Annotated in this window: 39 protein-coding genes and 12 tRNA genes; 4 read left to right on the forward strand and 47 right to left on the reverse strand. The window is 72.0% G+C overall.

The window, feature by feature from the left end:
- Positions 1-23: 23 nt before the first annotated feature.
- A tRNA-Glu gene (locus J4709_RS28655) sits at positions 24-95 on the reverse strand.
- Positions 96-157: 62 nt separating this feature from the next.
- On the opposite strand from J4709_RS28655, the gene J4709_RS28660 reads away from it, so the two are divergent.
- Positions 158-325: a hypothetical protein gene (locus J4709_RS28660; protein ID WP_208244916.1), complete on the forward strand. Its 168-nt coding sequence runs from the start codon at positions 158-160 to the stop codon at positions 323-325.
- Positions 326-658: 333 nt separating this feature from the next.
- Here the strand turns inward: J4709_RS28660 and J4709_RS28665 are convergent, their stop codons facing one another.
- The 12 genes from J4709_RS28665 to J4709_RS28720 form a co-directional block, all read right to left on the reverse strand.
- On the reverse strand, positions 659-1,009 hold the full coding sequence (locus J4709_RS28665; RefSeq protein WP_208244917.1) for a hypothetical protein: 351 nt from the start codon (positions 1,007-1,009) through the stop codon (positions 659-661).
- Between the two features lie 124 nt (positions 1,010-1,133).
- Positions 1,134-1,207, reverse strand: a tRNA-Thr gene (locus J4709_RS28670).
- A 21-nt stretch (positions 1,208-1,228) separates the two neighbouring features.
- Positions 1,229-1,387: a hypothetical protein gene (locus J4709_RS28675; protein ID WP_208244918.1), complete on the reverse strand. Its 159-nt coding sequence runs from the start codon at positions 1,385-1,387 to the stop codon at positions 1,229-1,231.
- 18 nt (positions 1,388-1,405) lie between these two features.
- Positions 1,406-1,479 (reverse strand) — tRNA-Thr (locus J4709_RS28680).
- Positions 1,480-1,506: 27 nt separating this feature from the next.
- Positions 1,507-2,304 carry an SAM-dependent methyltransferase gene (locus J4709_RS28685; RefSeq protein WP_208244919.1) on the reverse strand — a complete coding sequence of 266 codons (798 nt, stop codon included), beginning with the start codon at positions 2,302-2,304 and terminating at the stop codon, positions 1,507-1,509.
- A gap of 94 nt (positions 2,305-2,398) precedes the next feature.
- Positions 2,399-2,475, reverse strand: a tRNA-Leu gene (locus J4709_RS28690).
- A gap of 28 nt (positions 2,476-2,503) precedes the next feature.
- A tRNA-Pro gene (locus tag J4709_RS28695) sits at positions 2,504-2,578 on the reverse strand.
- A gap of 112 nt (positions 2,579-2,690) precedes the next feature.
- Positions 2,691-2,755, reverse strand: a tRNA-OTHER gene (locus J4709_RS28700).
- A 5-nt stretch (positions 2,756-2,760) separates the two neighbouring features.
- Positions 2,761-2,836 (reverse strand) — tRNA-Arg (locus J4709_RS28705).
- 208 nt (positions 2,837-3,044) lie between these two features.
- A tRNA-Phe gene (locus J4709_RS28710) sits at positions 3,045-3,118 on the reverse strand.
- Between the two features lie 106 nt (positions 3,119-3,224).
- Positions 3,225-3,292: transfer RNA gene (locus J4709_RS28715), tRNA-Phe, on the reverse strand.
- Positions 3,293-3,381: 89 nt separating this feature from the next.
- Positions 3,382-3,456 (reverse strand) — tRNA-Pro (locus J4709_RS28720).
- 89 nt (positions 3,457-3,545) lie between these two features.
- On the opposite strand from J4709_RS28720, the gene J4709_RS28725 reads away from it, so the two are divergent.
- The gene (locus J4709_RS28725; RefSeq protein ID WP_208244920.1) at positions 3,546-4,052 is read left to right on the forward strand and encodes a hypothetical protein; all 507 of its coding nucleotides are present in this window, start codon (positions 3,546-3,548) and stop codon (positions 4,050-4,052) included.
- Positions 4,053-4,056: 4 nt separating this feature from the next.
- On the opposite strand, the gene J4709_RS28730 is transcribed toward J4709_RS28725, so the two are convergent.
- The 11 genes from J4709_RS28730 to J4709_RS28780 all read right to left on the reverse strand — a co-directional run bounded on the left by J4709_RS28730 (position 4,057) and on the right by J4709_RS28780 (position 9,701).
- A complete protein-coding gene (locus tag J4709_RS28730; RefSeq protein ID WP_208244921.1) occupies positions 4,057-4,197 on the reverse strand; it encodes a hypothetical protein in 141 nt (46 codons plus the stop codon).
- 183 nt (positions 4,198-4,380) lie between these two features.
- Positions 4,381-4,453: transfer RNA gene (locus J4709_RS28735), tRNA-Glu, on the reverse strand.
- A gap of 130 nt (positions 4,454-4,583) precedes the next feature.
- A tRNA-Ala gene (locus J4709_RS28740) sits at positions 4,584-4,655 on the reverse strand.
- A 550-nt stretch (positions 4,656-5,205) separates the two neighbouring features.
- The gene (locus J4709_RS28745) at positions 5,206-5,403 is read right to left on the reverse strand and encodes a DUF397 domain-containing protein (RefSeq protein ID WP_208244922.1); all 198 of its coding nucleotides are present in this window, start codon (positions 5,401-5,403) and stop codon (positions 5,206-5,208) included.
- Between the two features lie 95 nt (positions 5,404-5,498).
- Entirely contained in the window at positions 5,499-6,458 is a 960-nt protein-coding gene (locus J4709_RS28750) for a hypothetical protein (RefSeq protein ID WP_208244923.1), read from the reverse strand.
- Positions 6,459-6,511: 53 nt separating this feature from the next.
- Positions 6,512-6,787 carry a hypothetical protein gene (locus tag J4709_RS28755; protein ID WP_208244924.1) on the reverse strand — a complete coding sequence of 92 codons (276 nt, stop codon included), beginning with the start codon at positions 6,785-6,787 and terminating at the stop codon, positions 6,512-6,514.
- Positions 6,784-7,092 (reverse strand): hypothetical protein, encoded by a 309-nt coding sequence (locus tag J4709_RS28760; RefSeq protein WP_208244925.1) that lies wholly within the window; start codon positions 7,090-7,092, stop codon positions 6,784-6,786. The genes J4709_RS28755 and J4709_RS28760 overlap by 4 nt, the downstream gene beginning before the upstream one ends.
- A complete protein-coding gene (locus J4709_RS28765) occupies positions 7,089-7,391 on the reverse strand; it encodes a hypothetical protein (protein ID WP_208244926.1) in 303 nt (100 codons plus the stop codon). Before J4709_RS28765 ends, J4709_RS28760 begins: the two co-directional genes overlap by 4 nt.
- 229 nt (positions 7,392-7,620) lie before the next feature.
- A complete protein-coding gene (locus J4709_RS28770; RefSeq protein ID WP_208244927.1) occupies positions 7,621-7,980 on the reverse strand; it encodes a hypothetical protein in 360 nt (119 codons plus the stop codon).
- 130 nt (positions 7,981-8,110) lie between these two features.
- Entirely contained in the window at positions 8,111-8,545 is a 435-nt protein-coding gene (locus J4709_RS28775; RefSeq protein ID WP_208244928.1) for a single-stranded DNA-binding protein, read from the reverse strand.
- Positions 8,546-8,891: 346 nt separating this feature from the next.
- A complete protein-coding gene (locus tag J4709_RS28780; protein WP_232384191.1) occupies positions 8,892-9,701 on the reverse strand; it encodes a peptidoglycan-binding domain-containing protein in 810 nt (269 codons plus the stop codon).
- Positions 9,702-9,844: 143 nt separating this feature from the next.
- Here J4709_RS28780 and J4709_RS28785 point away from each other — a divergent pair, with 143 nt between their 5' ends.
- Positions 9,845-10,246: a hypothetical protein gene (locus tag J4709_RS28785; protein ID WP_208244929.1), complete on the forward strand. Its 402-nt coding sequence runs from the start codon at positions 9,845-9,847 to the stop codon at positions 10,244-10,246.
- Here J4709_RS28785 and J4709_RS28790 read toward each other — a convergent pair.
- The 11 genes from J4709_RS28790 to J4709_RS28840 all read right to left on the reverse strand — a co-directional run bounded on the left by J4709_RS28790 (position 10,237) and on the right by J4709_RS28840 (position 16,076).
- Positions 10,237-11,712: a helix-turn-helix domain-containing protein gene (locus tag J4709_RS28790; RefSeq protein ID WP_208244930.1), complete on the reverse strand. Its 1,476-nt coding sequence runs from the start codon at positions 11,710-11,712 to the stop codon at positions 10,237-10,239. The genes J4709_RS28785 and J4709_RS28790 overlap by 10 nt on opposite strands.
- Positions 11,712-12,005: a hypothetical protein gene (locus J4709_RS28795; RefSeq protein ID WP_208244931.1), complete on the reverse strand. Its 294-nt coding sequence runs from the start codon at positions 12,003-12,005 to the stop codon at positions 11,712-11,714. Before J4709_RS28795 ends, J4709_RS28790 begins: the two co-directional genes overlap by 1 nt.
- Positions 12,005-12,283: a hypothetical protein gene (locus tag J4709_RS28800; RefSeq protein ID WP_208244932.1), complete on the reverse strand. Its 279-nt coding sequence runs from the start codon at positions 12,281-12,283 to the stop codon at positions 12,005-12,007. The genes J4709_RS28795 and J4709_RS28800 overlap by 1 nt, the downstream gene beginning before the upstream one ends.
- Positions 12,280-12,420: a hypothetical protein gene (locus J4709_RS28805; protein ID WP_208244933.1), complete on the reverse strand. Its 141-nt coding sequence runs from the start codon at positions 12,418-12,420 to the stop codon at positions 12,280-12,282. The genes J4709_RS28800 and J4709_RS28805 overlap by 4 nt, the downstream gene beginning before the upstream one ends.
- Before the next feature lie 91 nt (positions 12,421-12,511).
- Positions 12,512-12,724, reverse strand: coding sequence for a hypothetical protein (locus tag J4709_RS28810; protein WP_208244934.1), 213 nt, complete (start codon positions 12,722-12,724; stop codon positions 12,512-12,514).
- 100 nt (positions 12,725-12,824) lie between these two features.
- Entirely contained in the window at positions 12,825-13,064 is a 240-nt protein-coding gene (locus J4709_RS28815; RefSeq protein WP_208244935.1) for a hypothetical protein, read from the reverse strand.
- The gene (locus J4709_RS28820) at positions 13,064-13,636 is read right to left on the reverse strand and encodes a DUF6205 family protein (protein ID WP_208244936.1); all 573 of its coding nucleotides are present in this window, start codon (positions 13,634-13,636) and stop codon (positions 13,064-13,066) included. Before J4709_RS28820 ends, J4709_RS28815 begins: the two co-directional genes overlap by 1 nt.
- Positions 13,637-13,638: 2 nt before the next feature.
- Complete coding sequence (locus tag J4709_RS28825) at positions 13,639-13,911, reverse strand: hypothetical protein (RefSeq protein WP_208244937.1); 273 nt, start codon at positions 13,909-13,911, stop codon at positions 13,639-13,641.
- Between the two features lie 89 nt (positions 13,912-14,000).
- Positions 14,001-14,558 carry a hypothetical protein gene (locus J4709_RS28830; RefSeq protein ID WP_208244938.1) on the reverse strand — a complete coding sequence of 186 codons (558 nt, stop codon included), beginning with the start codon at positions 14,556-14,558 and terminating at the stop codon, positions 14,001-14,003.
- Positions 14,559-14,638: 80 nt separating this feature from the next.
- Positions 14,639-15,379 (reverse strand): hypothetical protein, encoded by a 741-nt coding sequence (locus tag J4709_RS28835; protein ID WP_208244939.1) that lies wholly within the window; start codon positions 15,377-15,379, stop codon positions 14,639-14,641.
- A gap of 91 nt (positions 15,380-15,470) precedes the next feature.
- On the reverse strand, positions 15,471-16,076 hold the full coding sequence (locus tag J4709_RS28840) for a hypothetical protein (protein ID WP_208244940.1): 606 nt from the start codon (positions 16,074-16,076) through the stop codon (positions 15,471-15,473).
- A gap of 91 nt (positions 16,077-16,167) precedes the next feature.
- On the opposite strand from J4709_RS28840, the gene J4709_RS55785 reads away from it, so the two are divergent.
- Positions 16,168-16,689, forward strand: coding sequence for a helix-turn-helix domain-containing protein (locus J4709_RS55785; RefSeq protein WP_208244941.1), 522 nt, complete (start codon positions 16,168-16,170; stop codon positions 16,687-16,689).
- 91 nt (positions 16,690-16,780) lie between these two features.
- Here J4709_RS55785 and J4709_RS28850 read toward each other — a convergent pair whose 3' ends face one another.
- From J4709_RS28850 to J4709_RS28905, 12 genes are all read right to left on the reverse strand, one after another.
- The gene (locus J4709_RS28850) at positions 16,781-17,368 is read right to left on the reverse strand and encodes a hypothetical protein (RefSeq protein WP_208244942.1); all 588 of its coding nucleotides are present in this window, start codon (positions 17,366-17,368) and stop codon (positions 16,781-16,783) included.
- A gap of 104 nt (positions 17,369-17,472) precedes the next feature.
- Entirely contained in the window at positions 17,473-18,627 is a 1,155-nt protein-coding gene (locus J4709_RS28855) for a deazapurine DNA modification protein DpdA family protein (RefSeq protein ID WP_208244943.1), read from the reverse strand.
- A gap of 124 nt (positions 18,628-18,751) precedes the next feature.
- On the reverse strand, positions 18,752-19,204 hold the full coding sequence (locus tag J4709_RS28860; RefSeq protein ID WP_208244944.1) for a hypothetical protein: 453 nt from the start codon (positions 19,202-19,204) through the stop codon (positions 18,752-18,754).
- Positions 19,205-19,363: 159 nt separating this feature from the next.
- Positions 19,364-20,026, reverse strand: coding sequence for a GTP cyclohydrolase I (gene folE, locus J4709_RS28865; protein WP_208244945.1), 663 nt, complete (start codon positions 20,024-20,026; stop codon positions 19,364-19,366).
- Positions 20,026-20,751, reverse strand: coding sequence for a 7-carboxy-7-deazaguanine synthase QueE (locus tag J4709_RS28870; protein WP_307801629.1), 726 nt, complete (start codon positions 20,749-20,751; stop codon positions 20,026-20,028). The genes folE and J4709_RS28870 overlap by 1 nt, the downstream gene beginning before the upstream one ends.
- A complete protein-coding gene (locus J4709_RS28875; protein ID WP_208244946.1) occupies positions 20,748-21,260 on the reverse strand; it encodes a 6-pyruvoyl trahydropterin synthase family protein in 513 nt (170 codons plus the stop codon). The genes J4709_RS28870 and J4709_RS28875 overlap by 4 nt, the downstream gene beginning before the upstream one ends.
- Complete coding sequence (locus tag J4709_RS28880) at positions 21,257-22,216, reverse strand: hypothetical protein (RefSeq protein WP_208244947.1); 960 nt, start codon at positions 22,214-22,216, stop codon at positions 21,257-21,259. Before J4709_RS28880 ends, J4709_RS28875 begins: the two co-directional genes overlap by 4 nt.
- A complete protein-coding gene (locus tag J4709_RS28885; protein WP_208244948.1) occupies positions 22,213-22,803 on the reverse strand; it encodes a class I SAM-dependent methyltransferase in 591 nt (196 codons plus the stop codon). The genes J4709_RS28880 and J4709_RS28885 overlap by 4 nt, the downstream gene beginning before the upstream one ends.
- Complete coding sequence (locus tag J4709_RS55790) at positions 22,800-23,984, reverse strand: 7-cyano-7-deazaguanine synthase (protein WP_208244949.1); 1,185 nt, start codon at positions 23,982-23,984, stop codon at positions 22,800-22,802. The genes J4709_RS28885 and J4709_RS55790 overlap by 4 nt, the downstream gene beginning before the upstream one ends.
- Positions 23,977-24,921 (reverse strand): hypothetical protein, encoded by a 945-nt coding sequence (locus J4709_RS28895; protein WP_208244950.1) that lies wholly within the window; start codon positions 24,919-24,921, stop codon positions 23,977-23,979. Before J4709_RS28895 ends, J4709_RS55790 begins: the two co-directional genes overlap by 8 nt.
- Positions 24,921-25,154, reverse strand: a complete 234-nt coding sequence (locus J4709_RS28900) for a hypothetical protein (RefSeq protein ID WP_208244951.1) — start codon at positions 25,152-25,154, stop codon at positions 24,921-24,923. Before J4709_RS28900 ends, J4709_RS28895 begins: the two co-directional genes overlap by 1 nt.
- Positions 25,151-25,930 (reverse strand): ParB N-terminal domain-containing protein, encoded by a 780-nt coding sequence (locus tag J4709_RS28905; protein WP_208244952.1) that lies wholly within the window; start codon positions 25,928-25,930, stop codon positions 25,151-25,153. Before J4709_RS28905 ends, J4709_RS28900 begins: the two co-directional genes overlap by 4 nt.
- Positions 25,931-26,027: the final 97 nt, after the last annotated feature.

A 26,027-nucleotide genomic window follows, 5' to 3' on the forward strand; every position in this document is an offset into this window, starting at 1 on the left:
CGACCTGTTCCGCCGGATTGCTGTAGCGCAGGCGGGGCTCGAACCCGCATTCTCCGGGATGAAGGCCCGGCGACTTCCCGTTCGTCTACTGCGCCTTGCGTTTCGCTAGCCGCCTCGTCTTGATCGCGGTGAGAGTGTGCGCCTATGGTCGGGGCGCATGACGGATAAGCGGGCAAATGACCCAGCCGGGGCGGACGGCCCCGACAGCGCCGACGAGCACGAGCCGGTGGTTCAGCACGACGACGAACGCCCGCTCAACGTGTTCAACGGGCACGCCGAGAACGTCGTGCAGATCGCCGGGGACGTCGGAGTACTGAACCTGTGATCGGCGGTGGTTCCGGTACCGCCTGAGGGCGAAGCCCGACTGCGGGGCCAGCCGGGCGCGCGCAGCGCGGAAGGCGGAGGGCATGATCCTCATGCAGTCGCCTGCACCACCGGTTTTTAAGACCGGGGCCACCTCCCCCGATGGCGTCACCTTCCTTGGGCCTGTGAGCCGAGCCGGCCTGCCGCACCCGGTCGCCCTGGCTGAAGAGAGATGCGGGTCGGCTCGCGTCCCGCAGACGCCCGGCCACACGGCCGGGCGTCTGCTTTCGGCAGGGGCTATGCGCCCCTCAGCGCCCGCCTCGCGGCCTCGCGGCCCCGTCCGGGCACCCGGTGTTCACACCCGGGTCGGCAGCCCCATGGCGGCGTTCACCTCGGCCAACCGGATCTCCCAGTACTCGGCCTGCCGCGCGCGCCGCAGCCGGCGCCGCTTGGGCCCGTACCTCGTCTCGTAGCGCAACCAGTGCAGCATCGCGGTGATGGCGAACTTCATCCTGAGCGTCTCATCGGCGTCGCTCGCGACGAGCCGCGCGATGTACCGCTCCGCGGTCCGGAACTGCCGGGCGTCCGCCACAACGATGCACGCCGGGATACACCGGTACGGCTCGGTCACCCTGGTGACGAACATCGTCCCGCCCATCACCAGCACGAACAGGCCCGGCACGGCGAGCGCACTCCACAGGTTCATGTGCTCCTCCTCAACGAGGCCATGTTGCGCGGCCGGGGCCGGCGACGCCAGCCCACGTCGCCGGGCGTCCCGGCCGCTGGGGATCGAGGGGGGCGTGAGCACCGACCCGCACCCTCGATCCCAGAGCCTCCGGCCGGACTCGAACCGGCAACCTCTCCCTTACCGAGGGAGCGCTCATACCTGGTGAGCTTCGAAGGCGTGCCGCGCGGCTGCGCGGGGTCATTCGTCGGGCACGTACCGGCGCGCGACGCGTCGCCGGCGACCCATCTTCTTCAAGACCGGCCACGGCATGCGCACCGCGTCGCCGTGCCGGTCGTCCTTGTGGTCCTTGCAGATCGGGCACCCTTTCCAGCGGCGGTGCGGCGAGTGCGAGGTCATGGCGGGTCCCCCCTTGGGAGCCTTCGGCCGGACTCGAACCGGCGGCCTTCTCGTTACGAGCGAGGTGCTCTGACCAGCTGAGCTACGAAGGCATGCTGGGGGCGGGCCGCCCCCAAGGTCTACGGCTTGCGCGCCAGGCCGGCGAAGTTCCAGCCGTGCACGTCGACGGCGTCCTGGCCGTCGTGCCTCCACTCGTTCACCGGCACCAGCCCCGGCTCGACCATGTCCAGGCCGGTGAAGAACCGGGCGATGCCGTCGGGGGTGCGCTTGGCGATGGTGGCGGTGTCGGTGTTGGCGTACAGGTCGACGACCGCCGCGAACGGGTCGCTGGCCTCGTTGCGCACCGGGTGCGACATGGCGACGTACGAGCCGGGCGGCAGCGCGTCGACCAGCTCGGCGACCACCCGATAGGCGAAGTGGTGCTCCGGGACGAACTGCATGATGGCGAACAGCAGCAGCGCCACCGGTTCGCCGGGGGAGAGCAGCTCCCGCACCTCCGGCGCCGTGAGGATCTCGGCCGGGTCGCGGACGTCGCCGCGGATGATGTGCACGTTCTGGTGCGGCATCAGCATCACCTGCGAGTGCAGGATGACGACTGGGTCGTAGTCGACGTACACCACGTGGACGTCGGGGTCGGTGGCCTGCGCCACCTCGTGAACCTGCCCGCGGGTCGGCAGCCCGGCGCCGATGTCCAGGAACCTGCGGATGCCGCACTGCTCGGCGAGATACCTGGTCATCCTCTGCAGGACGGCCCGGTTCTCGCGGGCCATCTCCCGCACCTGCGGGACCCTCTTCAGCGTCTGCTCCGCCAGCTCGCGGTCGACGGGGAAGTTGGTGTCGCCGCCCAGGTAGAAGTCGTACGTGCGGGCGACGTTGGCGACGGTGGTGTCGAAACTGGAGGCATCGGACGCTGTCATGACCGGAGATTAACTCTCCGCCGCCTGAAGGACACCAGCGTTTCGGTGGCCACCGTCGGCCGTGTTTGCGCTGCTGGAATGCCTGAGCGTCGAGTGCGGGAGGGGGGAGTCGAACCCCCAGAGCCACCGGGTTTGAGCCGGCGAGGTATGCCAGGTTCCCATCACTCCCGCGAGCGCGGCGGCGTGCACCGTCTTCGCGTGGTCGGGACGGCGGGACTCGAACCCGCACCCTCCAGCCCCCCAGACTGGCGCGCTGCCGTTGCGCTACATCCCGTAGGTGCAGGGGACTCGACCGGCTCAGCGATGGCCAAATCGGAATCGCACGGTCAGGCTCACCCGTCGCCGGCGTCGCCCGGCCGCGGCTCCGCCAACTCGAGATGCGCATCATCGGGCGGAACTCGAACCCGCGCCTCCTGGTTCCCCAGGCGCTCTGCCCTTGAGCTACCGACTATCCCCTGGCACTCGCAGCAGGGCTCGAACCTGCGACCTCCGCGTCCGTAGCGCGGTGCTCTGTCCACTGAGCTATACGAGCTGGGGCGGGAGGCGGCCGACCGGCGGGCCCATGCCGGTGCTAAGCCGCGGGCGTTCCCTCCGCTCCCCGGCGCAGTCGCCAGCGCACCTCGCTGGCCGCACCGAGTCCATCCCGCCTTGGTGGCGCGCCGCCGCTTACCGCCCTACGGCAGCCAGCAGCGTCCACCCCGGCGACCCGGCACCCGCGCGCAGGTTCCGTGATCACCTTGTGGTCTCCCGAGGAGTCGAACCTCGCCTCGCCTCAGGGCTTCAACCTGGCGCTCTACCGATGAGCTAGAAGACCAAGACGCCCGGCGCTTCGAGCCCCCCGGGGGAGATGCGCTCGACTACGCCGGGCCGCGCGTCCCCGCGCGGACCGTCCCGTGAGACGGCCCGCCGGTTGGCGGCTTCGCGCACGGCCGGGATTCGAACCCGGAACCTCCCCTTCAGGGGGCTCTGCCGATTGAGCTACCGTGCCACCCGCTTCGCAGAGCGGGCCCAGCCCGCCTTCCCGTCCGCCGCGTCCCCAGCCTGCGTTCCAGGGCGGCGGCGGCGGTTCGGCGTGCGTCGGGACGGCAGGATTCGAACCTGCGGCCTCCCGGTTCCGGACCGGGCCGTCTGACCAACCTGACGTACGTCCCGTTGTGCGCCGCGAGGATCGCCCCTCGCGGCCGTTCTCGATATCGGTGTCCTCCCGTGCATGTCAGAGGATCGAACTACGGTGTGGGGCCATGCAGCGATACGCGGTCGGCGAACCGTACGACCCCAAAAACCCCCGGCGCCGCTACGACGACGGCTTCCACTTCTCCTTCAGCGACACCGGCATCATGCTCGTCGGGTTCATGGCCGGACCGAAGCCGGCGGAGATCCAGGACTTCAAGTCCGGCGTCGCGCAGTTCGCACTCGTCGACGGCGAGTCATGCGCGGTGCTGTGCTTCCGGTTCGGCACACAGCCGTGGAGCGACGCGCCGTGGGAGGCGTGGCGTCTCCCAGCCGGCTACCGCCTGCCCGAGCAGGGCGCGAACCTGATCACGATCGTCCTGGTCGACGGCGATACCGGGATCGTGAAGGTGGTGCGGACGATCGGCTGGAAGCCAGACTTCGCCGCCGCCGCGCATCGGGTGTTCAGCCGCCTGGTCGCCGGGCCGGCCAGCCCCGAGGCGGCGACCGCCGACCTGAACCGGCTGTTCGCCCTGCCGACCGCCGAGCTGGTGAAGCAGGCCGTCGCGCGCGACTGAGCCGTCAGTCGTTGTCGGTCCTGCGGTTGAGCAGGACGCGGGTCTTGCGGGCCTTGCGGACTCGGCCCGCGCGGGCCAGCCGGTTGCCGCGCCCGCCCGGGGCGCTCTTGCGGTGCCGGGCGTAGGTGCGCAGGGTCCCTCGCATCGCACACTCCCTTCCCACGGTGGGGCCGGGGATCCAGCCCCGGCCCCACCCCTGCGATATCAGCAGACCCACGGAGGGTCGTGGAGTTGCCCGGAATCGAACCGGGGTACCGAGACGGTCCGCGTGCGGCTTTCGCCTCGGTCGAGACCTTTCAACCCCATGCGGCCGCCGTCGGCGCCGCCGTACCGCATGCGGGACTCGAACCCGCGGCCTCCGGATCGAGAATCCGGCGTCTTCCCTGCTCGACCAATGCGGCATGGTTCGGGGGCCGCCCGCTGGTGACGGGCGGCCCCCTGGATGGGATCTCTGCCAACCGCGCGCCCCGCCGTCCGTAACCGGGGAACCACCCCCGGCCGACGGGCCCGCACCCACCCTGCGGTCTACGGTGGACCGGCTCGGACTCGAACCGAGATCTCTCGCTTGCAAGGCGAGTGTGTTGCCGTTGTCACTATCGGCCCGTGACGGGTTCCCGGTGGTCGCCGGCCGCTGCCCCGACCCGTGATGGTGTCGAGGTCCCACGCTGCGCGGCTGCCGCGCGGTGACCCGTATGCGGGTGCCCCTGACGCCCCTACGGGCGCGGGGCACCGTCTGGGCAACGCCGTGGCGTTGCCCTTGGGTGTCTTCCACTGTGGAGTTCTCAACGTGTTGCCGAACCCATGGCCCCGGTGGTCGCCCGGTGGGGCGGGTAGTAGTGCTGTTGTCCTGGTACGCGAACCGCCTCCAGGCTGGCCTGGAGGCGGTTGGCGCGTCGACCGGGTTTCCGGTCTACACGGCCACCACTCCCAGGGTCGGGTCGGCGGGCTGCGCGGCGTGCTCGCGGTGCGTGGTCTTCGTCTGCGGCATGCTCTTGCGCCTCCCTCCGTGGCCGGTGTTGCATCCTGCCACCCATTGTGTGGTCGGTTAACGCCCAGTGCAAGGAGGTAGCGGGGAAAAATCTTGCGCCGGGTGTGTTCTGGCAGCTCAGGCGAGCCGTGCCCGGTGGGGCCCGCCGCCTGGCTTGGGCGTGTCCTAGTGGGCCTTGACCGTCTCGATCAGCGACCGCAGCGCCGCGACCGGCATGGTGAGCCGCGGCCCGTCGGGGTCGACGGAGTCGCGGATGGCGCGGACGCCGTCGCCGGTGGCGGCCAGCTCCACACAGCACGCCATGTCGGGGTCGCTGCTGTGGCTGCTCTTGCGCCAGACGGGCCTCTGGGTGCCTGCGCTCATGTCGTGCCCTTCCGAGGTTGGAGATGTCGGAGGGCACCACGCTACGGCGCGGCCCCCCGGCGCATCAGCACACCGGGGGGCCACATCGATCCGGCTCAGGCGGCCAGGGCGCTCTCTCCTCCGGTGAGCGCGGCCGCCTTCTCCTCGGGCGACAGCAGCAGCCCCGCGACCATGCCCAGGCCCAACGCCACCCGGACGGGATCGGAGCGGCGGTCAGCGGCGTGCGCGGCCAGGACGCCGGCGACCTCCGCACCCCGCGCACGAGACCCGGGCCGCAGCTCGACGCCGAACGCGCCGTCGCTCTGGCGGCGGTTGGAGCACTGGAAGAACAGCCCGACCTCCTGCCGCATGGCCCGCACCGCGTTGTCGGTGAGCCCGGTGCGCACGGCCGCGCTGTGCGCGGAGTGCCCGTCCAGCAGCAGCCGCACCGCGTCCAGGCGCGCCTGCGCGAGCCTGCGCTGCACGGTGCGCCGCTCGTCGTACCGCACGGCACCCAGCACCAGGTCTCCGTCGTCGTAGGCGGTGAGCGCGTACCAGCCGGCGTCGGCGGCCTGCCGCGCCTCGGTCTGGTCGGGGCCCCACTTGCCTTCCATGTGGTCGGCGAGCGCGACGAGCGTCTGGTGGACGGTGCGGGGCAGCGTCCGCAGGTCGCCGGACGCGATCCGCTCCAGCCATTCTGGGTCGACGCCGAGCTTGTCGGCCTGCCAGCGCAGCCCCCAGCCCTGCCGCTGCATGCAGCGGATGAGCTGGGGGTGCAGGTTGGTGACGCGCGTGGAGTTGGGGGCGACGCCGCCGATGTTCGGCCGCGCCGCGGCCTCCTTACGGACGTCGTCGACGGTGACGTGCAGAAGCTGCTGCACGTTGTGAGTGGCCGTGGTGTAGGTCTGGCGGTGGAGGATCTGCCGGGCGGTGTTCACGGGAATCTGCGCGAGCCGCGCAATGCCCTTGACGGAGGAGCCGGGCACGGTCAGCAGCTTCTCCATGTGCGCGGCGGCGGGCTCCAGCGAGGTGCGGGTGCCGTGCTTGGCGGCGTCCGCGGTGGCGGTGGTGTTCACGGTGGGCTCCTTGATGCGGGGCCCGGGTGCTTCCCCGGGCCGGTGAGGTGAGGCTACGGGGCGGGCGCCGGCTCGGGCGCGTCTTCTGCCGGTGTGTCTTCGCGGCCCCGGTAGTGGCGGTCTTCGGGGTAGTCGCCTGCGGCGTGGCTGTCCATCCACGTCTTCGCGGCGTCCTGGAGTCCGGCGGCGTGGAACAGCTCGGCGAGCGCCTCGGCCTCGTCGCAGGTGAGCGCCGTGGCGACTTCGTCGGCCAGCTCGCCTTGCGCCCAGGTGCGCGCGAAGGCGGCGGCGCTCTCGTGCAGATCCGGTGAACGCTTGGCCTCGGTCACGACTGGTCTCCCCGGGGCGCCGGTTCGGGTGCGTCTGCGTCTTCGGGTGAGTCTTCGCCGCCCCGGTAGTGCATGTCTCCGGCGTCGTCGCCGTCGGCGTGCCAGTCGATGAGGTTCTTGGCCTCGTCTTCGAGCCCGGCGGCGGTGAGCAGTTCGGCGAGCGACTCCGCCTCGGTGCAGGCCAGCGAGGTGCCGATGTCGTGGGCGAGGTACCCGTCCCTCCACACGCCCAGGAACATGCGCAGCGCGTCGTGCAGTTCCGGGGTGTAGTCGAACTCGGGCAGCGGCTCGTTGGCGCGGTTCACTGCTCCTCCAGGGCGGTGTCGAGCTGGCGGAGGACGTCCTGCACGCGGAGGCGGTAGCCAGCCATGACGGGCAGCAGCGCGGCGCGGATGGCGCGGGCCTGCGGCAGGCTGTAGCCGTACTCGCCGCGCCAGTCGTCATGCATGACGGCGAACCACTGCTGGCGGTTCACCGTCACCGTGGCGGCGGTGAACCAGATGACGGGCCGGTGGCGGCCGTGCCACCAGCGGCGCGCCTTGACGGCTTCGGCGATGGCCAGCTCAAGCGCGTCGTACAGCTCGGCGGGGCTCATCCCGGTCACGGCCGTGACTTCCGGCGTGCGGCGCCGTGGTGCACAGCTTGGTGCACGGCGCGGCGCGAGGTGCGTTGCCATGAGGCTCCTTGCGTCGGGCCCGGCGGCTCAACCGGGCACCCCTTCATTGTGGGGTCGGTTGCCGTTCGTCGCAAGGAGGGGCGGGAGAAGTCGGGCACGTCGTCACGGTGCCTGACCAGGCCCGTTAACGTCGCGGGCTACTCCGGCGCGGGGCGGCTCAGCTGGCCGCCGGGGTTCTGCGGTGCATGACCGGGGGAGAGGGCGGGTCGGCGCGCTGGCCGCCGCGCCGGGCCCGCTTGGCGCGCCTGTGCTCGCGGCGCGTCGACCCCATGATCTTGCGGGTCACGCGCGAGACGTAGGAGTCGTTCACTCCGGCGGCGTCGCCGATGACCTGACCGGTCAGGTCGGTGTTGTGGCCGAGGACCGCGACCAGGTGGTCGCGGACGTCGCGGAACAGGTCCATGAACATGTCGCCCTGCGCCATGCCGTCGCGGATGGACGTGAGGGCGTCGAGCGCCTGCTGGACGAGCTGGTCGTCGGGGGAGTCTTCCTGCAGCGCGTGGATGACGTACTTCACGGTGTCCAGGTATGCGCTGAGCTGGGCGAACGATTCTTCCAGGGCGCGTGAGTGGACTGCGGGTTGGGCGTCAGTTCGGGTGCGCGGGCGCACGAGTGATGCTCGCTCTCGTCTCTGCTGGCCCTGAGGATCAGAACGGGGGGTCATCGCTGCCGCCCGCAGGGGTGTTGGCCCACGGGTCGTCGGCGGGCTGGCTGGGGGAGTCGCGGCGGGCCCGGTCCACCTTGGCGGTGGCGCTGCGCAGCGACGGGCCGATCTCCTCGGCCTCCAGTTCGAAGACGGTGCGCTTCTCGCCCTCGCGGGTCTCGTACGAGCGCTGCTTGAGCCGGCCGGTGACGATGACGCGCATGCCCTGCCGCAACGTCTCGGCGGCGTTCTCGGCCTGCCTCTTCCACGCCGTGCAGCGCATCCACAGCGTCTCGCCGTCCTTCCACTCGCCGTCCTTGTAGAAGCGGGGAGTGGAGGCGACGGTGAAGTCGGCCTTGGCGACGCCGGAGGAGGTGAACTTCAGGTCGGGGTCGCGGGCCAGGTTCCCCACGATCGTGAGGGTGGTGTCTCCTGCCATCTTCAGCCTTCCGTGACGGGGTGGGGTGTGGGTGGCCCGTTCCACCGCTGCGGGAAGGCGGGCCGGGGGCGGTCCGCGGCACCGAAACCTTTGTGGCCATACCCGACGATGGTTCCATTGCCGGACGATGTTCCCGTGCAGAACATCGGGCCACCCGGGGAAACCCGGGGTCTCCAAGACGCGGTCACGCATTGTGGGGTCGGTTGTCGATTTCTGTGATCGTACCCGCGTACGAGCCCGGTTCGTAGGTGCCACGCCCGCTAATCCGACGCTAACCCGACGCTAACCTTCTCCGCACCGTCAAGGCGGAGTCAATAGGAGCCCAGCCCGTTGGCAGGTTTCGTGATCACTTGACGCGCAGCAGCACCGGCCAGGTGTCGGGGCCCACGATCCCGTCGGCGGCGACGCCGCCCCACTTCTGCACCGCCTTCACCGCCGTCTCCGTCACGTCGTCGAAGTGGCCGTTGACGTGCACCTCCGGGTGCGAGCGGGCCAGCAGCAGCCCTTGCACGCTCTCGACGTGCTCGCCGGTGTCGCCCTTGCCGAGCGTGGGGAGCTTGCCCATCATCGCCTCCTGCCATCCGCCGGCGAACATGCCCGACGGCATCGGGCCCGGGTCGCCGTGACTGTTGCCGGGCACGTGGCAGTGCCCGTAGTGGCCTGCCTTGCCGCGCCATGTGGCGGCCGAGCGGGAGTTGCCCGACCACTGCGGGCGCCCCGACGGCCACACGTCGGGGATGCCGAGCGTCCGCATCCACGCCACGATGTCCTCCAGCCCCTTGCACGGGGTGTCGGCGAGCGTGGCATACGTCTTGCCGTTCACCACGCAGCCGGGGGAGAACCACGCCTCCACCTGGATGCAGCGCGAGCCCATCCGGTTGGTCTCCACACCGCCGGGCGGGTGCTCCAGCGCGCGCGCCGACTCCTCGGCGCCGTAGAACTGCACGATGCGCCCCGACCACGGGTCCCACATCAGGTGGGGGCAGTACCCGACGTTGCGCAGGTAGGACGCGACGTTGTCGAACGCGGGCAGCCTGCCGTGCTTGTCGAGTGCGTCCCAGGTGATGTGCCACACCGCGCGGGGCGGCCCACCGGCCATCGAGCCGCCGTTGCGCTGGGCGCTGCGCGCGATGCCCGACATCCACATGCTGGTCATAGCGAGCAGGATGCGGGGCCGGGCCCGTTAACGTCGCGCCCTTCCCCCGCAGGCTGTAGGGCTGGTTGTCGCCCAACCTGCGATCAAGACGCGATGTTTGTTCGGGGTTGTGCGCCCCACGCCAGTAGGGGACCCTGACGAACGTGGCCACCGAAATGATCGATAAGAAGCCAACGACGCTGTACCGGGAGGGGAACCGGTCCGCCCCGGTCATCCGCGGCAAGAGCGAGTCGCTGCGCGCGTACCGCCGCCAGATAGCCGACGCCGAGTTCGGGCCCGACGCCCGCGCCCACGTTCTCCAGCAGGTCTCCTCCGGCGTCCCCCTCGCCGAGGCGGCCGCGCAGGTGAACGTGTCCATCGTGCGGGTGTACGGGCGGGCGCTGTGGGACGAGGAGTTCCGCGTGCAGCTCGACGACGCGTTGGACGCCTACTCCGCCCCGTTCATGTCCGACAAGTGCGGGACCCCCGCCGGATACCGGCGCCGCAAGTGCCGGTGCCGCAACTGCCGCGCCGCGCACAGCGAGGAGACCGCCCGCTACCGCTGAGAGACCGGCTTCCACCCCTGCAAGTATCTGCGGAGCGTCGCCGCGGACACCCCCATCCGCAAGGCCGTCTGGCTCACCGACACCCCGTCCTCGACCATCTGCCGGGCCTGCTCCACGGCCGTCTCGTCCATCGCGGGCGGGCGGCCAGTCGGGCGGCCCGTCTTGACGCGCGGCGTGCCCCGCCGCCGGGACGGCACCACCTCGATCTTCTGGGTGCGGGGATTCCACCGGAGCCGCTCGATATTCCCGTCGACCAGCTTCAGCGCCGCGGCGACGGCGTCGGCCGGGACGTCCACCGGCGCCAGCTTGGCGCGCTTGGCGATCGGGGTGGTGCCCGGGTGCCCGTCGCGCATCACGCGCGAGTAGTGCCCGGCACACAGCCCCAGCGCGTGGTGCGGCTCGTCGCAGAATTCCAGCGCGCACGTCTCGGCCGTGGGCTCGGTGTAGGCGGTGAGCCTGCGCAGGCGCTGCGCCATCACCGGGTCGCCGGCGTCGCCGGTGCGCCGCCACCTCGACTTGTGCGTGGCGCACCACCAGCGGGTCGCCCTGCGTGCGGTGCAGCCGTAGGGGGCGAGCATGCAGTTCCCGGCGTCGACGGCGTCCTGCTCGGCGCGCGTCAGCGGCCCGATGGGGCGGCCCGGAGGCGGCGGCGGCTTGCGGCGGTACAGGACCAGGTGGTCACGGAGCCCGTCGTAGCGGAGCCGGCCCGGCGACCACGACACCTCGGTCCAGTCGCGGTCCAGCAGGTTGAAGAACCGGTCGTCGGCGGTGCAGCCGCGGTACTCGCCGCAGTAGAACAGCAGGTCGCCGGTGTACGCCCTCAACGCTTTGTAGGCGGCCGGGTCCCGGTAGGGCGGCCACACCATCATCAGCGGGACGTCTCCGGCGGCAGCGGCGGCCTCAGCGGCGTCCATGGCCTGCACCGGCGCCCAGCACGGGCCCGCCGTGCCGGTGTACTGCTCGACGAGGCCGTACGCGGCGGGCGGCATCTGCCCAGCGGGGCATGCGTCGGTCGCGTCCACCTCGACGCCGGCCTGGGTGAGCTGCCACGCCCAATACCCGGCCCCAGCGCACACCTCGGCGATGCGGCGCGGCAGCCCGGCCGCGTCGAGCTGCCCCACGATCCACGCCACGTCGGCCGGCGACGGCACCACGTACCCGAACGCGACGGTCAGCTTCTCCCGCATGCCGAGCAGGTGCAGCAGGTCGGGCGCCAGCGGCATCGTCATGACCGCGCCCTGGTCGGTGGTGGGCAGCAGCCGCGCGATCTCCCAGTACGGGTTGACGGTGGTGGACTGCTGGTCGTGCACCGTGCCCGCGATGGGCGGCTCACCCCACCCCCAGCCGAGATGCGGCGGCGTCTGCACCGGCTCCCGCTCAGCCCAGAACGCTTCCAGCTCGGCGCGCAGCCGGTCCACGTCCAGCAGCGGTCCGGCCGGGACCGGCTCGGCAGAGGGCACCGCCATCAAGACCTCCCGGGGCAGAGGGCAAGGAACTCCTCCACCACGATGTCGTACGCCGCGACCTTGACGGCGGGGCCCCGCACGACGACCTGATGGGTGCGGGTGAACCAGCCACCGTCGTGCTGGTAGTCGACGGCCAGGCCCAGCCGGGTCGCGTCCATGGCGATACGGCGCCACAGCCGGTGGGCGCCGATAGTGGAACGGAAGGTGCGGCGCAGGGTGGTGGTGCCGCCCCGCTTCCTTGCCTCGGCGAGCCGGGCCTGCTGACGCGCGGAGAACACGATGTCCATGTCCATCACCCCATCCGCCCCAGCTCGGCGCGGAGCCGGCGGCGGGCCAGGACGTACCGGGTGCGCGTGAGCACCCAGCAGCCGGGCCCGAACAGCGACAGCGCGGCCACGCACGGCAGCTCCCATCGCGGCATTGGCGGGCCGTCTGCGGCCCAGCAGATGACCTTCCCGGCGGCGAACCCGCTCCACGTCAGCAGGACGCCGGCGACGGCGGACAAGCGCAGCAGCCGCTCCTCGTCGCGCAGCCGCACCACCGTCGCCGGCGACGAGTCCCGGGCGGTCACCGGCCGCGCCGCTCGTTGCGGCATTCGTCCAGCAGCCGCAGCGCCGCGGCGTCGAAGTCGCGGTTCAGGCGGCGCATGGTGTCGTAGTCGGGGCCGGGAACCCGAACCGGCGGGGCCGGGGTGGGGCGGGCCTCCACGGGGCGGGCACGTCGTGCGCGGCGCGGATGGCGCGGTGGTGGCGCACCAGCACGTCGGCCAGGCGCGTCACGGGATTCACGATGCGGATCATCAGGCGAGGTCCTTGTGAACGCTGCGGGCGGGCAGGGTCTCGCGGCGGCCGTCGCGGTGGCGGACCACCGCGCAGTTCAACGTCCGCGACTTGGTGGGGTCGGTGGACGCCGGCTTGTCGACGGTGTCGCGCCTCTCGAAGACGACGTGGTGACCGTTGGTGGTGACGAGCCGGTCTCCCGTCTTGAGGGCTTCCAGGTCCTTCACGAACATGTCGGTCAGCTCCTTGTCTTTCGCGGCCCCGGGTGCTTCCCCGGGCCCCACTCGTACATTGTGGGGTTGGTTAACGCCGGTGGCAAGGGCGCAGGGCCGGTTATGGCGCCGTGCCGAGGTGGCCGGGCGGCGGGGTGGACGGCTCCGGCACGGCCGGCTGGGTGAACGCCGCGGCGACGCGGACCGCGGCGGCGCGGCTGAACGCCACGGCGACGGGGCGGCGGCGCGTCACCACCAGATGCATGCCCACCTCGTGCACGGTGCGCTCGATGACCACGTGCAGGCCGGGCAGGACCCGCACGGCGTGCGCCTCGGTGTGGCGCGTCGGCTTGTACCCCATCAGTCCTCGTCTTCGTCGGTGTCGAACCGGGCCGTGAACTTCGCGACGGCGCGGCACAGGTCTGCGGTCGACTCGGCCAGCGTCTCGACGGTGACTGCACCGGGGGTGGTGGTGTGGCGGGCCAGCAGGCGGCGGACGGCCGCGAGCTTGGTGTTGACGGAGTCCAGGTCTTCGGGCCACACCACGCTCGCCGTCACCTTGACGATGCGGCCGTCGACGACCTTGCACATCCACGGGTCGTCGTAGCTGTCGGCGTCGTCGCAGGAGAAGTGTCCGGCGAACGTGCGGGCCGTGCCGTCGGGTGCGGTGCCGTAGACGCCGATGAACCCCTTCAGGTGGTCGACGAGGTCGTAGGCGGGGTACGGGTCGTCCTTCAGCGGCTCCAGGGCGACGCCGGTGCGGCGGATGAGCGTGCCGTCGGCGGTCTCCTCTGGTGTCTCCTCGATGCGCACCTTGAACGCCATGTCGAACTCGTGGTCGCCGCGGTGCTTGACGAACCCGCAGACGTTCAGCTCGCTGTTGGTGAGCGGCGGCTCGATGGTGATCTGGCCGTTGACGGTGGTGGATCCCATGTTCAGTCCCTCGGGAAGGCGGGGCGGCCGTGCAGCGGCTCGCGGTGGCAGGTGGCGGCGTGCTCGTTGGCGAGCTGGTTGGTGGTGGCGTCCGGGTGCACGGGGCTGGAGCCGCTGCACCCGCTGCAGAAGTAGTGGGACCGGCCCCCGGGCGGGCCGCCGGAGCCGTCATCGGGGATGGCGAACATGAGCTGCCCGGCGGCCGTCCGGTAGCAGGCGAGGGCGCCGCTCGGCTGGAACATCTGGCCTGCGGTGACCTGCGGGGAGTACTGCACGAGGTCTCCTTGAAACGGGGAGCCGGGCGTGCTCGCGCACGGCCCCCTACATTGTCTGGTCGGTTAACGTCTGCCGCAAGGCGGCGGGCTCAGCGGGCCGCTATGCCGAAGAACAGCCAGCCGGTATGGCGGGGCGCCGGATACTCCACGTCGACCGTCAGGGTGGCGCCTGCGGCCACCCGGAACCGGTTGCCGCCCCGGCGCGGCGCGTACGCGCCGCTGCCGTAGTCGGGGGCGCCCAGGTACTGGCGCGGCACCCCGAACGCGATGTGCGGCAGGTCGACGGGCCTCCCGCCGCAGAAGTCGTACGCGCGGACGGCGGCGCGGATGGCTTCGCGGTCGGTGTCGTACACGCCGGGCGGCACCGGCACGCGCATCTGCACGCGGGTGCCCGACACCGCCACGGCACCGGCGGGCCCCGTCTTGGCTGCCACCAGGTGGTCGCGGGTGCCCAGGATGCGCCCGGCGAGCGCCAGCGCGGCGTCGGCGTCCATCGGCGTCCCGGCGACCACCACGTAGCGGTCCTTCTCGGCGATGGTGCCGGTGTAGCGCCCCCCGTGCTCGCGGGCGGCGTCCGCGACGGCGCGGTCGAACGCCTCGTCGGGGTCGGTGCCCGCCGCCGTGGTGTAGAACTCTTCCGCTCCCATGAGCGTGGCTCCTTCGATGTGAGGGGCGCCCGCCCGGGGCCGGCTGGGTGCCGGGCCCCGGGCGGGCGCCGTGGGGAAGGTCAGTTGAAGGCGCGGTACATCTGCCGCACGAACTGGGCGTCGTCGCCGTTGCTCTGGCTGTACGCCCACGCCACCTCCTTGATGAACTCCAGGGCGGCGAGCGCCTCGTACATGCGCGGCGCCTTGGCGTTGCCCGCCATCCCGTTGGAGCGGACCTCGCGGGGGAAGCGGAACACCGCCTTCACCGCGTCCTGCACCTCGCTCATCACGACCTCGCGAATGTCGTGGCCGCTGCCCACCGCCCGAAACACGCGGTGCGCGTACCGGGCGAGCCGCTCGGCGGTCTGGAAGTCGTCGCCGTGCCACTCGATCTGGTACGCCATGTCGTGCGGCTCAAGGGCCCGCACCGGCTCGCCGCTCTCGTCGACCTCGTGGGTCAGCTTCACCTTCGCCCGCTCGGCCGCCTTGATGAACCCGTTGAGCCGGGAGGCCATCTCGCGGTCGCCGCTCGCCTCCTCGGCCAGCCGGCGCAGCGTCGCGCCCGCCTCGTTGGCGTCGGCGTACGCCTCCACCGCCGCGTCGACCAGCTCCGCCTTCTTCTCGCGGCCGGTGAGGCGTGGGTTCTTGATGGCGCCCCGCTCAACGTCCTTGGTCAGCGCCGCCTTGATGTCGGCCATGTCCATGGCGTCGATGTCTGGGCGGTACCGGTCGGCGGCGGCGTTGCGCTGCTCGGTGAGCGTCTCGGTGCGCATGTCCTGCTCGCGGATGGCCTTGCTGGTGAGGGTGGCGAGATCGAACACGGCTGCTCCTTGCGATCGGGGCCCGGGTGCTTCAACCGGGCACATCTTCATTGTGGGGTCGGTTAACGCCGAACGCAAGGAGGGCAGCCGGTCAATCTGCGGGTTCTTCGACGAGCTGCCCGTCCACCACCCGGCCCGGCGGCATCTGGTCGCGGTCGGGGTCGCCGGCCAGCTCGTGCAGCCGCGCGGCCAGCGACGCGATCACCTGCGTGTGCTCCACCACCACCGGGCCGCCGCCCTCCCCGGTGACCTCGATCGCCGAGCGGCGCGCCCACCGGTCGGGGAACGCCCGCGAGGCGTAGTCGAGCGCGACCCGGCCGTCCGGCTGCGCGTACGTCCGCTCGGTCACCACCGTGCCGTCCGGCTCCCGCCGCGTCGTCTCCTTGATGATCTGGCCGCCCATGATGACCCGCTGGATCTGCCCGACGACGCGGACCTCCGACTCCGCGCGCGCGCGATTCACGGCATCACGAAACTCGCGCTTGGCGCGGGGTGCGCCGGGTTCGTCGCCTTCCTTCATCCAGCGGAACACGGTGCCGGGGTGGACGCCTGCGTAGGCGGCGGCGGTCTCGACGTAGTTGCCGGCTCGGACGGCGTTGACGATGGTGTCGTGGACGTCGGGGGTGAGTTTGGTGGGGCGGCCTCCGGTGCGGCGGGGGCGCCGGGTGGTGCTGGTGGTGGTGGGTTCGTTGGCCATAGCCTCCTCACGGTGACGTGTCTGGGGGGTTTGCGTCACGGGCTGTCCCCGCGCAGGCAGGGGAACCGGCTGTTCGGGAGAGGGGGAGGACGTGTTCGACCGGGTGATGTCTCAGGTGGAGCTGGCAGAGCTGCTGGGGGTGGGGGAGGAGCGGGTGTCGCGGACGCTGTCGAAGGCGCGTAAGGAGGGGCGTCCGCTGCCGGAGCGGGGCACGCATCCGCAGACGGGGCGGCCGGGGTGGGGTGTGGCGTCGTTCGTGTCCTGGTGGCGGGCGCAGGAAGGGCGGCGCGTGGAGCGGCCGGCGACGCCGTTGCGGCGGCCGGAGCTGCTGGAGTACGCGCGGCGCGGGTTCGATGTGCAGGACGTCGCCGAGGCGCGGGAGATGGACACGCGCAACGTGCGGCGCGCGGCCGAGCGGGAGGGGGTGGAGCTTGCGGACCGGTGGAAGCGGCGGCGGGAGCGGTGCCAAGCGATGGCGGCGCAGGGACTCGGTGCGGCTGAGATCGCCGCGAAGACCGGCATCCCGTACTCCACGGTGCGCAGGTATCTGCGGCAGTGGCGGGCCGGTAGCGCAGATGTGGCGGCCGGGGAGCCGCCCCGCTCGGTACCGTGAACAGGCAAGGTCCCCGATGCGACTCGGGGATTATGCGCGGATGCCGACGGCCGCCGGGGATCTGCCCGGCGGCCGTCGGTGTGCCCGGGGGTCACTTCTCCCAGTAGGTGCCGTCCTGGATGCTGTACCAGCGGTGCAGGTCGGTGTCGCCGTGGCCGTTGTCGACGATCTCCACGTCCTTGGACCAGCCGCCGTCGGTGCGGCGCGTCACCGGCATCACGGTGCACACGTTGCCGCCCGCCAGCTCGGCCTTGGCGGGCGCCATGACGTACCCGACGTAGTAGCCCTTCTTGGCGTCGTTGCGGCGCGCGACGCCCTTGCGCTCCGCCTTGGAGGGGTTGAACCATCCGGTGAACCGGCCCCGGCCGGTGTCGTCGGGCAGGAGCCCGAACACGTCGTCGGTGTCGTAGCCGCGGTTGACGGTGATGAGCTTGGCGGGCACCAGCCGGCCGTCGGTGTCGAACAGCGCGGGGAACATCGCCTTGCCGCCGTTCTCGGCGAGGTCGGCCTTCAGCAGGTCCAGGCCCGCCATGCGGCCGTGCGCCCACTGGGTGAGGGCGCCGTCCATGCCGGACCGCTCGAACGACTCCTCGGCGGCGCTGTGGTGGGCGGCGGCGCGGTCGCGCAGCTCCTGCGGGGTGGTGGCGGGTGCGGTGGCGGCGGTGGCGGCGTTCTGCATCTGGTGCTCCTTGACCTGGGTCCCGGCTGCTCTACCGGGGCACACCGCCAATGTATGGTCGGTTAACGCCCATCGCAAGGCGAAACGATCAATATTTCTGCTGGTCAGGACGCTGCGGCGCCGTCGCCGCGGACGTACGCGCGGAACGCGGCCGAGTCGAGCCTGAGGTGCCGCACCTCCCCGTGCGGCACGTCGCCCAGGTGCACTTCCCGCCTCCGGTCCACGGGCTCCTGCGCCCAGTACGCGGCCTGGAAGCGGTCGAGTAGCCCCGCCACCACGTCGACGTCGGCGTCCGCGGGCAGCATCGTGCTGAGCGTCCGCGCGATGCGCCACCCGGGCGTCGGCATGTTCGGGCCGTGCTCGACGCCGGCGACGTCGAACAGCGCCGCGGTGGTGCCGCGCGCCGCGTACTGCGCGACGACCGCCTCCCACTGCGCGGCCGTGGTCTGGGTGGCGGCGTGAAGGACCTGCTCGTACCACTGCCGGGCGAACACCGGGCAGTTCGCCTCGGACACGGCGCCGGAGCCGTGCGTGCACGGGCCCGCCGAGCGGCCGCGCCGCGACCCGGCCGCCGAGTCGCCCGACACCACGCCGGGTGCGATGAGCTTGAGGCCGAGCTTCTTCACCCCGAAGCCGTGCAGGCGGATGTTGCCGCCGAAGTGGTGGTGCAGCGCGGCGAACCGGTCGACGATCTTCACGGTGGACTGGAGACGGCAGACGGAGCCGACGCCGACGAGGGGTTCCTTGGTGAGGTCGATGCCGTGCTTCTCGTACATGTCGGCGCAGCGGAGCTGCGCGTCGATGCTGTTGCCCTGGATGACGGGGAAGATGGGCAGGTCGGGGTCGAGCCACCGCAGTTCGAGCGTGGACGTCACCGAGCGCGCCAGATGCTCGATCTCGGTGAGGCCGGTGGCGGCGCGGATGTGCGGCTCGGTCATGTAGTCCATGGGGGCGGCGCCGACCACGTGGCCAATCTCTTGCACGTAGCGGCGGACCTCGGCGATGTACTGGCGGGGCGTGATGGACCAGGTGGTGTAGCCGTCCTGGTCCTCGTCGGGGTCGAGTTCGGAGAAGCCGCCGGAGTCGATGAGGACGGGCGCCTGCGCGCGGGGCAGCGTCTTGCGGTGCGCCAGCCGTACCCGCGACATGCACAGCGGTATCGGTTGCTGGGGCGGGCCGCCCGGGTGGGCGGGGGCGAGCAGGGGCGAGTTGGGGCCCGCCCAGTGCGGCATGGACGCGCCGAGGAAGTACAGCTCCACGGGGTGTGGCTCCTTGAAGTGGGCGCCCGGGTGCTCAACCGGGCACAGACCCGCTGGCGGGTCGGTGTGGGGTGTACGACACCGCCCCGCGCCGGTAGGGGCGCGGGGCGGTGGTGAGGGGCCGCTAGACGCTGGCGCGGGCGGCGTGCATGGCGGCGGCGGCAGCGGCGTGGCCGGTTGCGTGCGTGGGCGTGGCCATGAACTGCTGGACGATGTCGTCGTCTCCGCCGGGCTCGGGGCGCCACGGCTCGGGTGCGGGTGCCCGCCAGTCGACCCAGCCGGCCGCGGGCTCGGGCACGCCGACGGCGGCCGGGTTGATGAGCCAGTGGCCCAGGCAGTCGATGACGACCAGGCGGGCGAGCACGAAGTGCTTCTCCCAGAACACCAGCCGGCTGCTCTCGCCCACGGGCACCATGCGCTCGCAGGTGGGGCAGGTGTCGCAGAACCACTTCCTGACGACGGTGTGGTCGTGGCTCAGCAGCGCGTGCTGCACGGCTTCGAGGTAGGCGACGTCTGCGGCGCTCACGGGCCGGGAGACGGGCGGCAGGGCGATGGGCAGGACTGCGTGATCAGGCACGACGTGTGCTCCTTGCGGTGAATCCCTGGGTGCTCGTCCGGGGATCTCATTGTGGGTCCGGTTGCCGGGCGCGGCAACCGTGTCGCGGTAGGTGAGGCGCACACCGACCACACATGCATTGTGTGGTCGGTTAACGTCCGATGCAAGGAGGCGGCGCCGTCATCCGGGCTGGTTGGCCAGCGTCAGGAACTCGTTGCGCAGCGCCGCGGACTCGCGGAACTGGCCGCGCATGTGGGAGGTGACCATGGCGGCGCCGTCGGCGCGGGCGCCGCGCAGCGTCATGCACGAGTGCTGGGAGCGGATGACGCAGGCGGCGCCGTCGGTGTCCAGGCTGCGGGTGATGGCCTGCACGATCTGGTCGCCGAGCCGCTCCTGCATCTGCGGGCGGGCGGCGTACTCGCGGGCGACGCGCGCGAGCTTGGACAGCCCGACGACGGGGGCGCCCGGCCGGGGCAGGTACCCGACGGCCATGGTGCCGGTGAACGCGAGCGCGTGATGCTCGCACACGCTGGTGAAGCGGATGCCGGGGACGATGATGATGCCGGGGTCGGCCGACGGCGCCGGGAAGGTGCGGGCGAAGTGCCGGTCGGGGTCGACGCGCAGGCCGGCCGTCAGCTCCAGCATGGCCCGGACGAACCTGTCCGGGGTGGCGGTGGTGCCCTCCTGGTCGCACGGCATGCCGAGCGCGGCGAACATGGCGCGGGCGTGCCGGATGGCGTCGCCGAGCTGGACACCGCAGTCGCCGTTGTCGGGGTCGCCGTCCTGGCCGGGTCGCAGGAACGGCGTCCAGTCGCCCTTCATCACGTCGGCGATGTCGGCCATCAGCGTCTCCGTTCGTCGGACCAGATGAGGGTGTGCAGGCGGGTGGTGAGCCGGAACCGGTGCGCCACGACGCGGTCGGCGATCGCCCGGGACGCCTCCAGCACCGTCGCCGGCGACGTGCCCTCCGGCATGATCCACACCCGGTCGCGGGGCAGGCGGTGCGCGGCCACGATCGCCGCGGCCTCGTCCACGTCGCCGGGGGTGGCGGCGACGAACTTGAACACCGCCTTGTTCGTTGCGGCGAGCGCGGCCAGCGCGGCGGGCACCACCCGCCGGGCGGTCGGCTCCCCGGAGTTGGCGAGCTTGGGCGAGCAGTTGAACTGCGCGACGCGGTGCGAGGTTAGCGACGACGGCACGATGGTGCCGTTGGTCTCCACCTCGATGCGGCGGCCGTGGTAGCTCAGCGCGTTCAGCAGCCGGTCCCAGCCGGGCTGCCCCTGGTGCAGCAGCGGTTCCCCGCCGGTGATGACGATGAGCGGGGTGTCGTGCGCCAGGACGTCGGCGACCACGTCGGCGACCGGTGTGCGGCGCAGCTCGGCGCGAAGGTCGTGGCGGCGGCCGTCCCAGGTGTAAGGGGTGTCGCAGAAGACGCAGCCGAGGTTGCAGCCGCCGGTGCGGACGAACGAGGCGGGCGTCCCCGCGGACGGCCCCTCACCCTGGAAGGTTGGCCCGAACCACTCCGCCAAGACGAGGGTCTCCCCCGTCGCCACGGCGGGCGCGGTCACCGCGCCTCCCAGACGGCGGCGTTCACGGCGGTCTCGGTGACGTGCACGCGGGTCACCTCGGTGCGGGCCGCGATGGTGGTGTCCATCGGGTCGTCCCACATCGACGACAGCCACCCGTACGCCTGCGCGGCCAGCAGCGCCGCGACCGCCTCCACCGTCGGCCACTGCGCGCCGCCCCAGTCGCCGCCCTCCCACTCGGCGCCGAACACGAACACCTTGCATCCGTCTTCGCGCAGCGGCCCGACCAGCGGGTCCCTCAGGCCGAGCATCGTGCCGTGGTCGAGCCGGTCATCGATCCATTCGCGCATCAGCTTCTTGAACCGCCCGAACTCCACGACGGTGCCCGCGCTGGACGCGCCGAGCTGGTTGCGGCCCGTCAGGCTCGGCGCCGACACCGTCACCTGGGCGCGCCAGGAATGGCCGTGCAGGCTCTGGCACTTCCCTTCCAGATGCGGGAGCCGGTGAGCCGTCTCGAAGTTGTGCTCGACGGTGATGGAGTGGGTGGTCATGGGCGGGACCGTAGGGCCGCGCGGGGGTTAGCGTCTCCGGCTGCGTTCCCGGCGGCGTCGTCGGCCGCCTTCACCGCCTGGATGGCGCCGTTCAGCTCCCGGTTGTTGACCACGCCGAGGAAGTAGGCGGGGCCGGGCGTGCGCCACCCGGGCGGCGGCGGGACGCGGTGCCGCCCGCTCAGCCATTCCTCGAACCGCAGGATGCCGGTCGCGGAGATCCGCAGCGCCATGTAGTAGTCGCGGACGTAGTCCTCGCGGGGCCGGTCGCCCAGCAGGCAGAACCCCTTGCGGGCCACGTCGGCGGCCACGCCGGAGTGCGCGCGGATCAGCTCGCGGTGCCGGTGCGCCTTGCCGTGGTCGCCGAACGGGATGGTGACGAACCGGGCCCGGCGGCCGTCCCACATCTGCAGGTTGCCGTACCGGATGCCGGCCTTCCAGGTGGTGGAGTCCACCGAGTAGAACGGGAGCCGGGCCAGCACGTCGGGGGTGGTCATCCCGAACCCGTGCAGGCCGGCGTCGTTGTCGCGGGCGATGCGGTGGCATTTGATCAGCCACTGCATGAGGAGCCGCTGATTGTTGGTGGCGGCCGAGGCCATGCCGCCGACGCCGACGTAGCCGTAGGCGGCGCACAGCCGCTCCAGCTCGGCCCACGGGGAGCCGGTGTGGAAGACCGGCAGCACCTTGCAGCCCGCGGCCTCCAGCTTCTCGCAGTTGCGGGCCGAGGCGGCGTGGTCGCCGATGACGTCAAGGTTGGCGGCAGTGGTGATGAGGGTGCGCCATTCGTGCAGCCAGGAGGCGTAGTCGGCCAGGCGGACGGTGGCGCCCACCGACTCGGCGGAGTAGGCGCCCGAGTCCACGAACAGCTCCACCGGCCCGTCGTAGTCGGCCAGCGCCGACAGGTCGATGTGGGAGGCGTAGTAGAAGGACACCAGCACCCGCAGGATCGGGCGCGTCACGATCGGGCCCGATCTGCGTGGATGCGGGCGTAGTTGACGATGCCGCCCGGGTGCAGCCCCCGGATGATGACGAATTCGCCGCAGTCGGGGTACTCGGTGGGCATCAGGGAGAAGAACTGCACGGGCAGCCCGTCCAGCAGCCGCGCGAACCCGGCGGTGTCCATCTCGGCCAGGTGGTAGGGGTTGTCGGCGCCCTTCCAGATCGGGATGCCGCCCGGCAGCCACGTCGGGCCCGACGCGTTGACCGACGACAGCAGCACGACGCGGGAGGCGACGCGCACCAGCTCGGCGACGGCGGCCAGCGGCGTCGCGACGTGCTCGACGGTCTCAAAGCACGTCACGAAGTCGAACGCGCCGTCGGCGAACGGCAGGTCGGTGACCGAGGCGGTGTAGTCGCAGCCGCAGGCGGGGTCGGCGTCGACGTCGGTGACGTCGCCGTACAGCAGGTGCTTGCCGAGCCGCTCGGTGCCGCCGCCGACGTCGAGGATGCGGCCCCGCCCCGACAGGGTGGCGCACGCCCAGTGGTAGGCGGCGCCGAACACGTCCCGGATCACCTCGGGGGCGCCGGGGTCGACCCGCTCGATCATGCGTGCTCCAGGATGTCGGGGCCGTAGCCGAGCGCGGTGAGCGCCTCGTCGGTGCCGGTGGCGCGGCCGGTACGCAGGCCGCCGGAGGCGCGCGCGGTCTTCTTGCTCCAGTACTTGGCGGCCGGGACCGACAGGTCGATGCCGCCGGGGAACGTCGCCTCGCACTCGGCACGGTGGCCGGCGACGGTGAACGCGAGCAGGCGTTGCATGCACGCCCAGCAGCGGCCGCAGTGCTCGGGGCGGCCGGTGAAGCAGGTGTAGGTGGACAGCGCCTCGTCGAGCCGGTCGCGGGCGGCCCACCAGCGGACCAGGTCCGGTTTGGTGAGCCCGCCCAGCGGCGACACCAGCCGCAGGTCGTGCCCGGCGGCGGTGAGCAGGTGCTGCGCGGTGGCCAGGAACCGGACGGACTTGTCGCCGCCGACGAGCTTGGTCTCCTCGGCGTGGTTGCCGAACCACAGCTCGCCCCACCAGTCGTGGTCGCGGGCCCATCCCGCGACGGTCCACAGCATGATCATGTTGCGGCCCACCTGGATGTGCTGGAACTGCTTGAACGCCACGGGCGGGCCGGACAGGACCCGCAGCTGCCCGCCGGTGAGCCGGCGGGCCCGCTCGATCTCCACGCCGGTGTAAGGGGCGTGGTTGTCGACGTAGACGGGCACGGCGGGCAGGTCGGCCTCGCACGCCATCGCCCACAGCGTGGAGGAGTCCAGGCCGCCCGACATCGGTACCACCACCCGCAGCGCCTCGTCGAAGTCGGCGCCCGACCAGTCGGGGTTCTCCGCGCAGTCGGCCATGGCGCGGCGGAAGGAGGTCTTGCGGGTCTCCCCCGCCCAGGTGGCGGCCAGCGGCGCGGTGGCGGCGCGCATCCACGCGTACTCCTCCATCGCGGCCGGGGGCAGCATCAGCCCCTTGTCGTCGATGTAGACGTCGACCGGCGGCTTGGCCGACAACGCGATCTGGCTGCAGGGGACGTTGTGCTCCTGCAGCCAGCTCTCGACCGTGAGGTGGTCGACGAGCGGGCGGGCGGAGTTCACCACCACCCACCAGCCGGTTTCGTGCAGGCGGCGGGCCAGCCGCACCATGGGCCAGCGGGGCCTGCCGGGCGTCTGCTGGCGGGTGTCTTCGCACAGGGTGCCGTCGAAGTCGAACGCCACCGACGGCGCGGCGTAGTGGTTACCCACGGGATGCCTCCTTGAGCGTCGCCGGCGCCTTCGCGGCGGCCTGCACGACCTGGTCGAAGCCGCCTTCGTCGCCGACGGCGAGGTACACCTTGGGGCCGGTGCCGCGGACCGGGCCGGGGGCAGGGACGGGCCGGTGCCGGGCCCGCAGATCGGCGCCGTAGGCGTGCCAGGACTCGCACGCGGCCAGCGCCATCCACTCGCGGTCGGTGCGGCCCATCGCGCCGCGCTCGGCGACACGCCCGAACCCGGGCGTGGCCACCTGCGCGGGGTCGCCGCCGTAGGCGCGCACCAGCGCGGCCATGCGCCGCGCATGCACCTGCCGGGTGCCGACGCGCATCCGCCGGAAGGTGTGCGCGGCGGGGTCGTACAGCCCGACGGTGCCGTTGCGCATGCCCGCCGACCAATAGGAGGAGTCCACCGAGTAGAACGGCAGCCGGTCGGGGTAGGGCGGCTTGGTCATCCCGAACCCGTGGAACACCGCGCCGTTGTCGCGGGCGATGCGGTGCGCCTTCACCAGCCACGCCATGAACGCGCTCTCGCGCTGCCCGACGCCGACTCCCCCGCCGAGCCCGACGTAGGGGTGGGCGGCGCACATCGCCTCCAGCTCGGCCCACGGAGACCCGACGTGGAAGATCGGGATGATGTACACCTGGTCGCCGACAGCGTCCCGCAGGGCTTCGGTGTTGCGGGCGGTCGCGGCCGGGTCGCCGATCACGTCGAGGGTGGCGGCGCAGTTGATGACGTGGCCGTGCACCGCCAGCCACGCCGCGTACTGCTTGACGGTGATGACCTTGCCGGAGGAATGGGCGGTGAACGCGCCGGAGTCGGCGAAGAAGTCCACGTCCACGCCGTACATGTCGCGGGCGCGGCGCACCAGGTGCGGCACGTCGGCCTTGGCAAGGTAGGCGAAGGATGCCAGCACGTACGCGGTCGCCATCACCGGATCCGGTTCGCGCAGGTGTCCCAGTGCATCCCGGTCGCCGCCCAGTAGGAGCATTCGCCGCCGTCGGCGCACGTGCCCGGGTTGGCGTGGCAGCTCTGGCAGTACCGGTCACCGTGCGCGGGACAGGTGGCATGCGGGTCGGGGAAGTGCGGCAACCGCTCGGCCAGGGCGGCCAGGGCGCGCCGCAGCCACGCCCCCGCCCGCACGGCCAGCCCGCAGCCGGTCACGCGTCGGCTCCGAGCTGGTCGGCGGCGACCTCCACCAGGTGGATGAACCGGGTGGAGTCCTCGGTGCCGCCCGCGTTCTCGGTCAGGGAGTAGAAGGTGTTGCGCACGTGCGGCGGCACCTTGATCCGCAGGATCGGCCACAGGTCGGAGTCGTCGGGGTCGCCGTACTCGTCGGCGAGCGCGTCCAGGTCGGGCGGCGGCGCGATCGCGGCGAGCATGTCGTCCAGGGCCTCGCGGGTGAAGCCGGCGACTTCCAGCATGTCGGGGTTGTCGGCGGCGATGTCGTCGAGCCATTCGGCCAGCGCCCGGTCGTCCCAGCCGCCGATGACGGTGAGCTGGTTGTCGGCGATGACGGCGGCGCGGGCCTGCTCGTCGTCGGCCGACGCCCAGCCGCGCACCAGCGGCACCAGCCACGTCCCCTCGGAGTCCAGGCGGACGCCGTCGGGGTGGCGGGCCAGCCCGTTGCCGCCCGTCAGGCCGTCCTTGACGGGCTTCTCGCTGAACACCGGCTCGTACTTGTCGGGGACGTCGTCGCCGTTGACGTAGGCGCGGATGATGCGCAGCGCCTCCAGGCGGCCGTTGCCGATGACGAGCTGCTCGGTGCGTTCGTCCAGCACGGCGGGCGCGGTGTAGCCGAGCGCGCAGATGGACCGGATCACCGAGCCGATGTCGTGCGCCTTGGGGTTGCCGTCGGTGCCGGCGATGTCGTCCAGCGGCACGTAGTCGATGCGGCGGCCCTCGCCGGGGCCGGTGACGTCGGGTGAGGTGCTGTCCACGCCGGGGACGGTAGGACCGCGGACCCGTTAACGTCGCGCCCTGCGCACGTAGGGGCCGGGCAGGGGGCGGGTGTGGCTGTGGTGGCCGCTCGGCGCG

Source organism: Actinomadura violacea, assembly GCF_017573465.1.
Taxonomy (GTDB): domain Bacteria; phylum Actinomycetota; class Actinomycetes; order Streptosporangiales; family Streptosporangiaceae; genus Spirillospora; species Spirillospora violacea.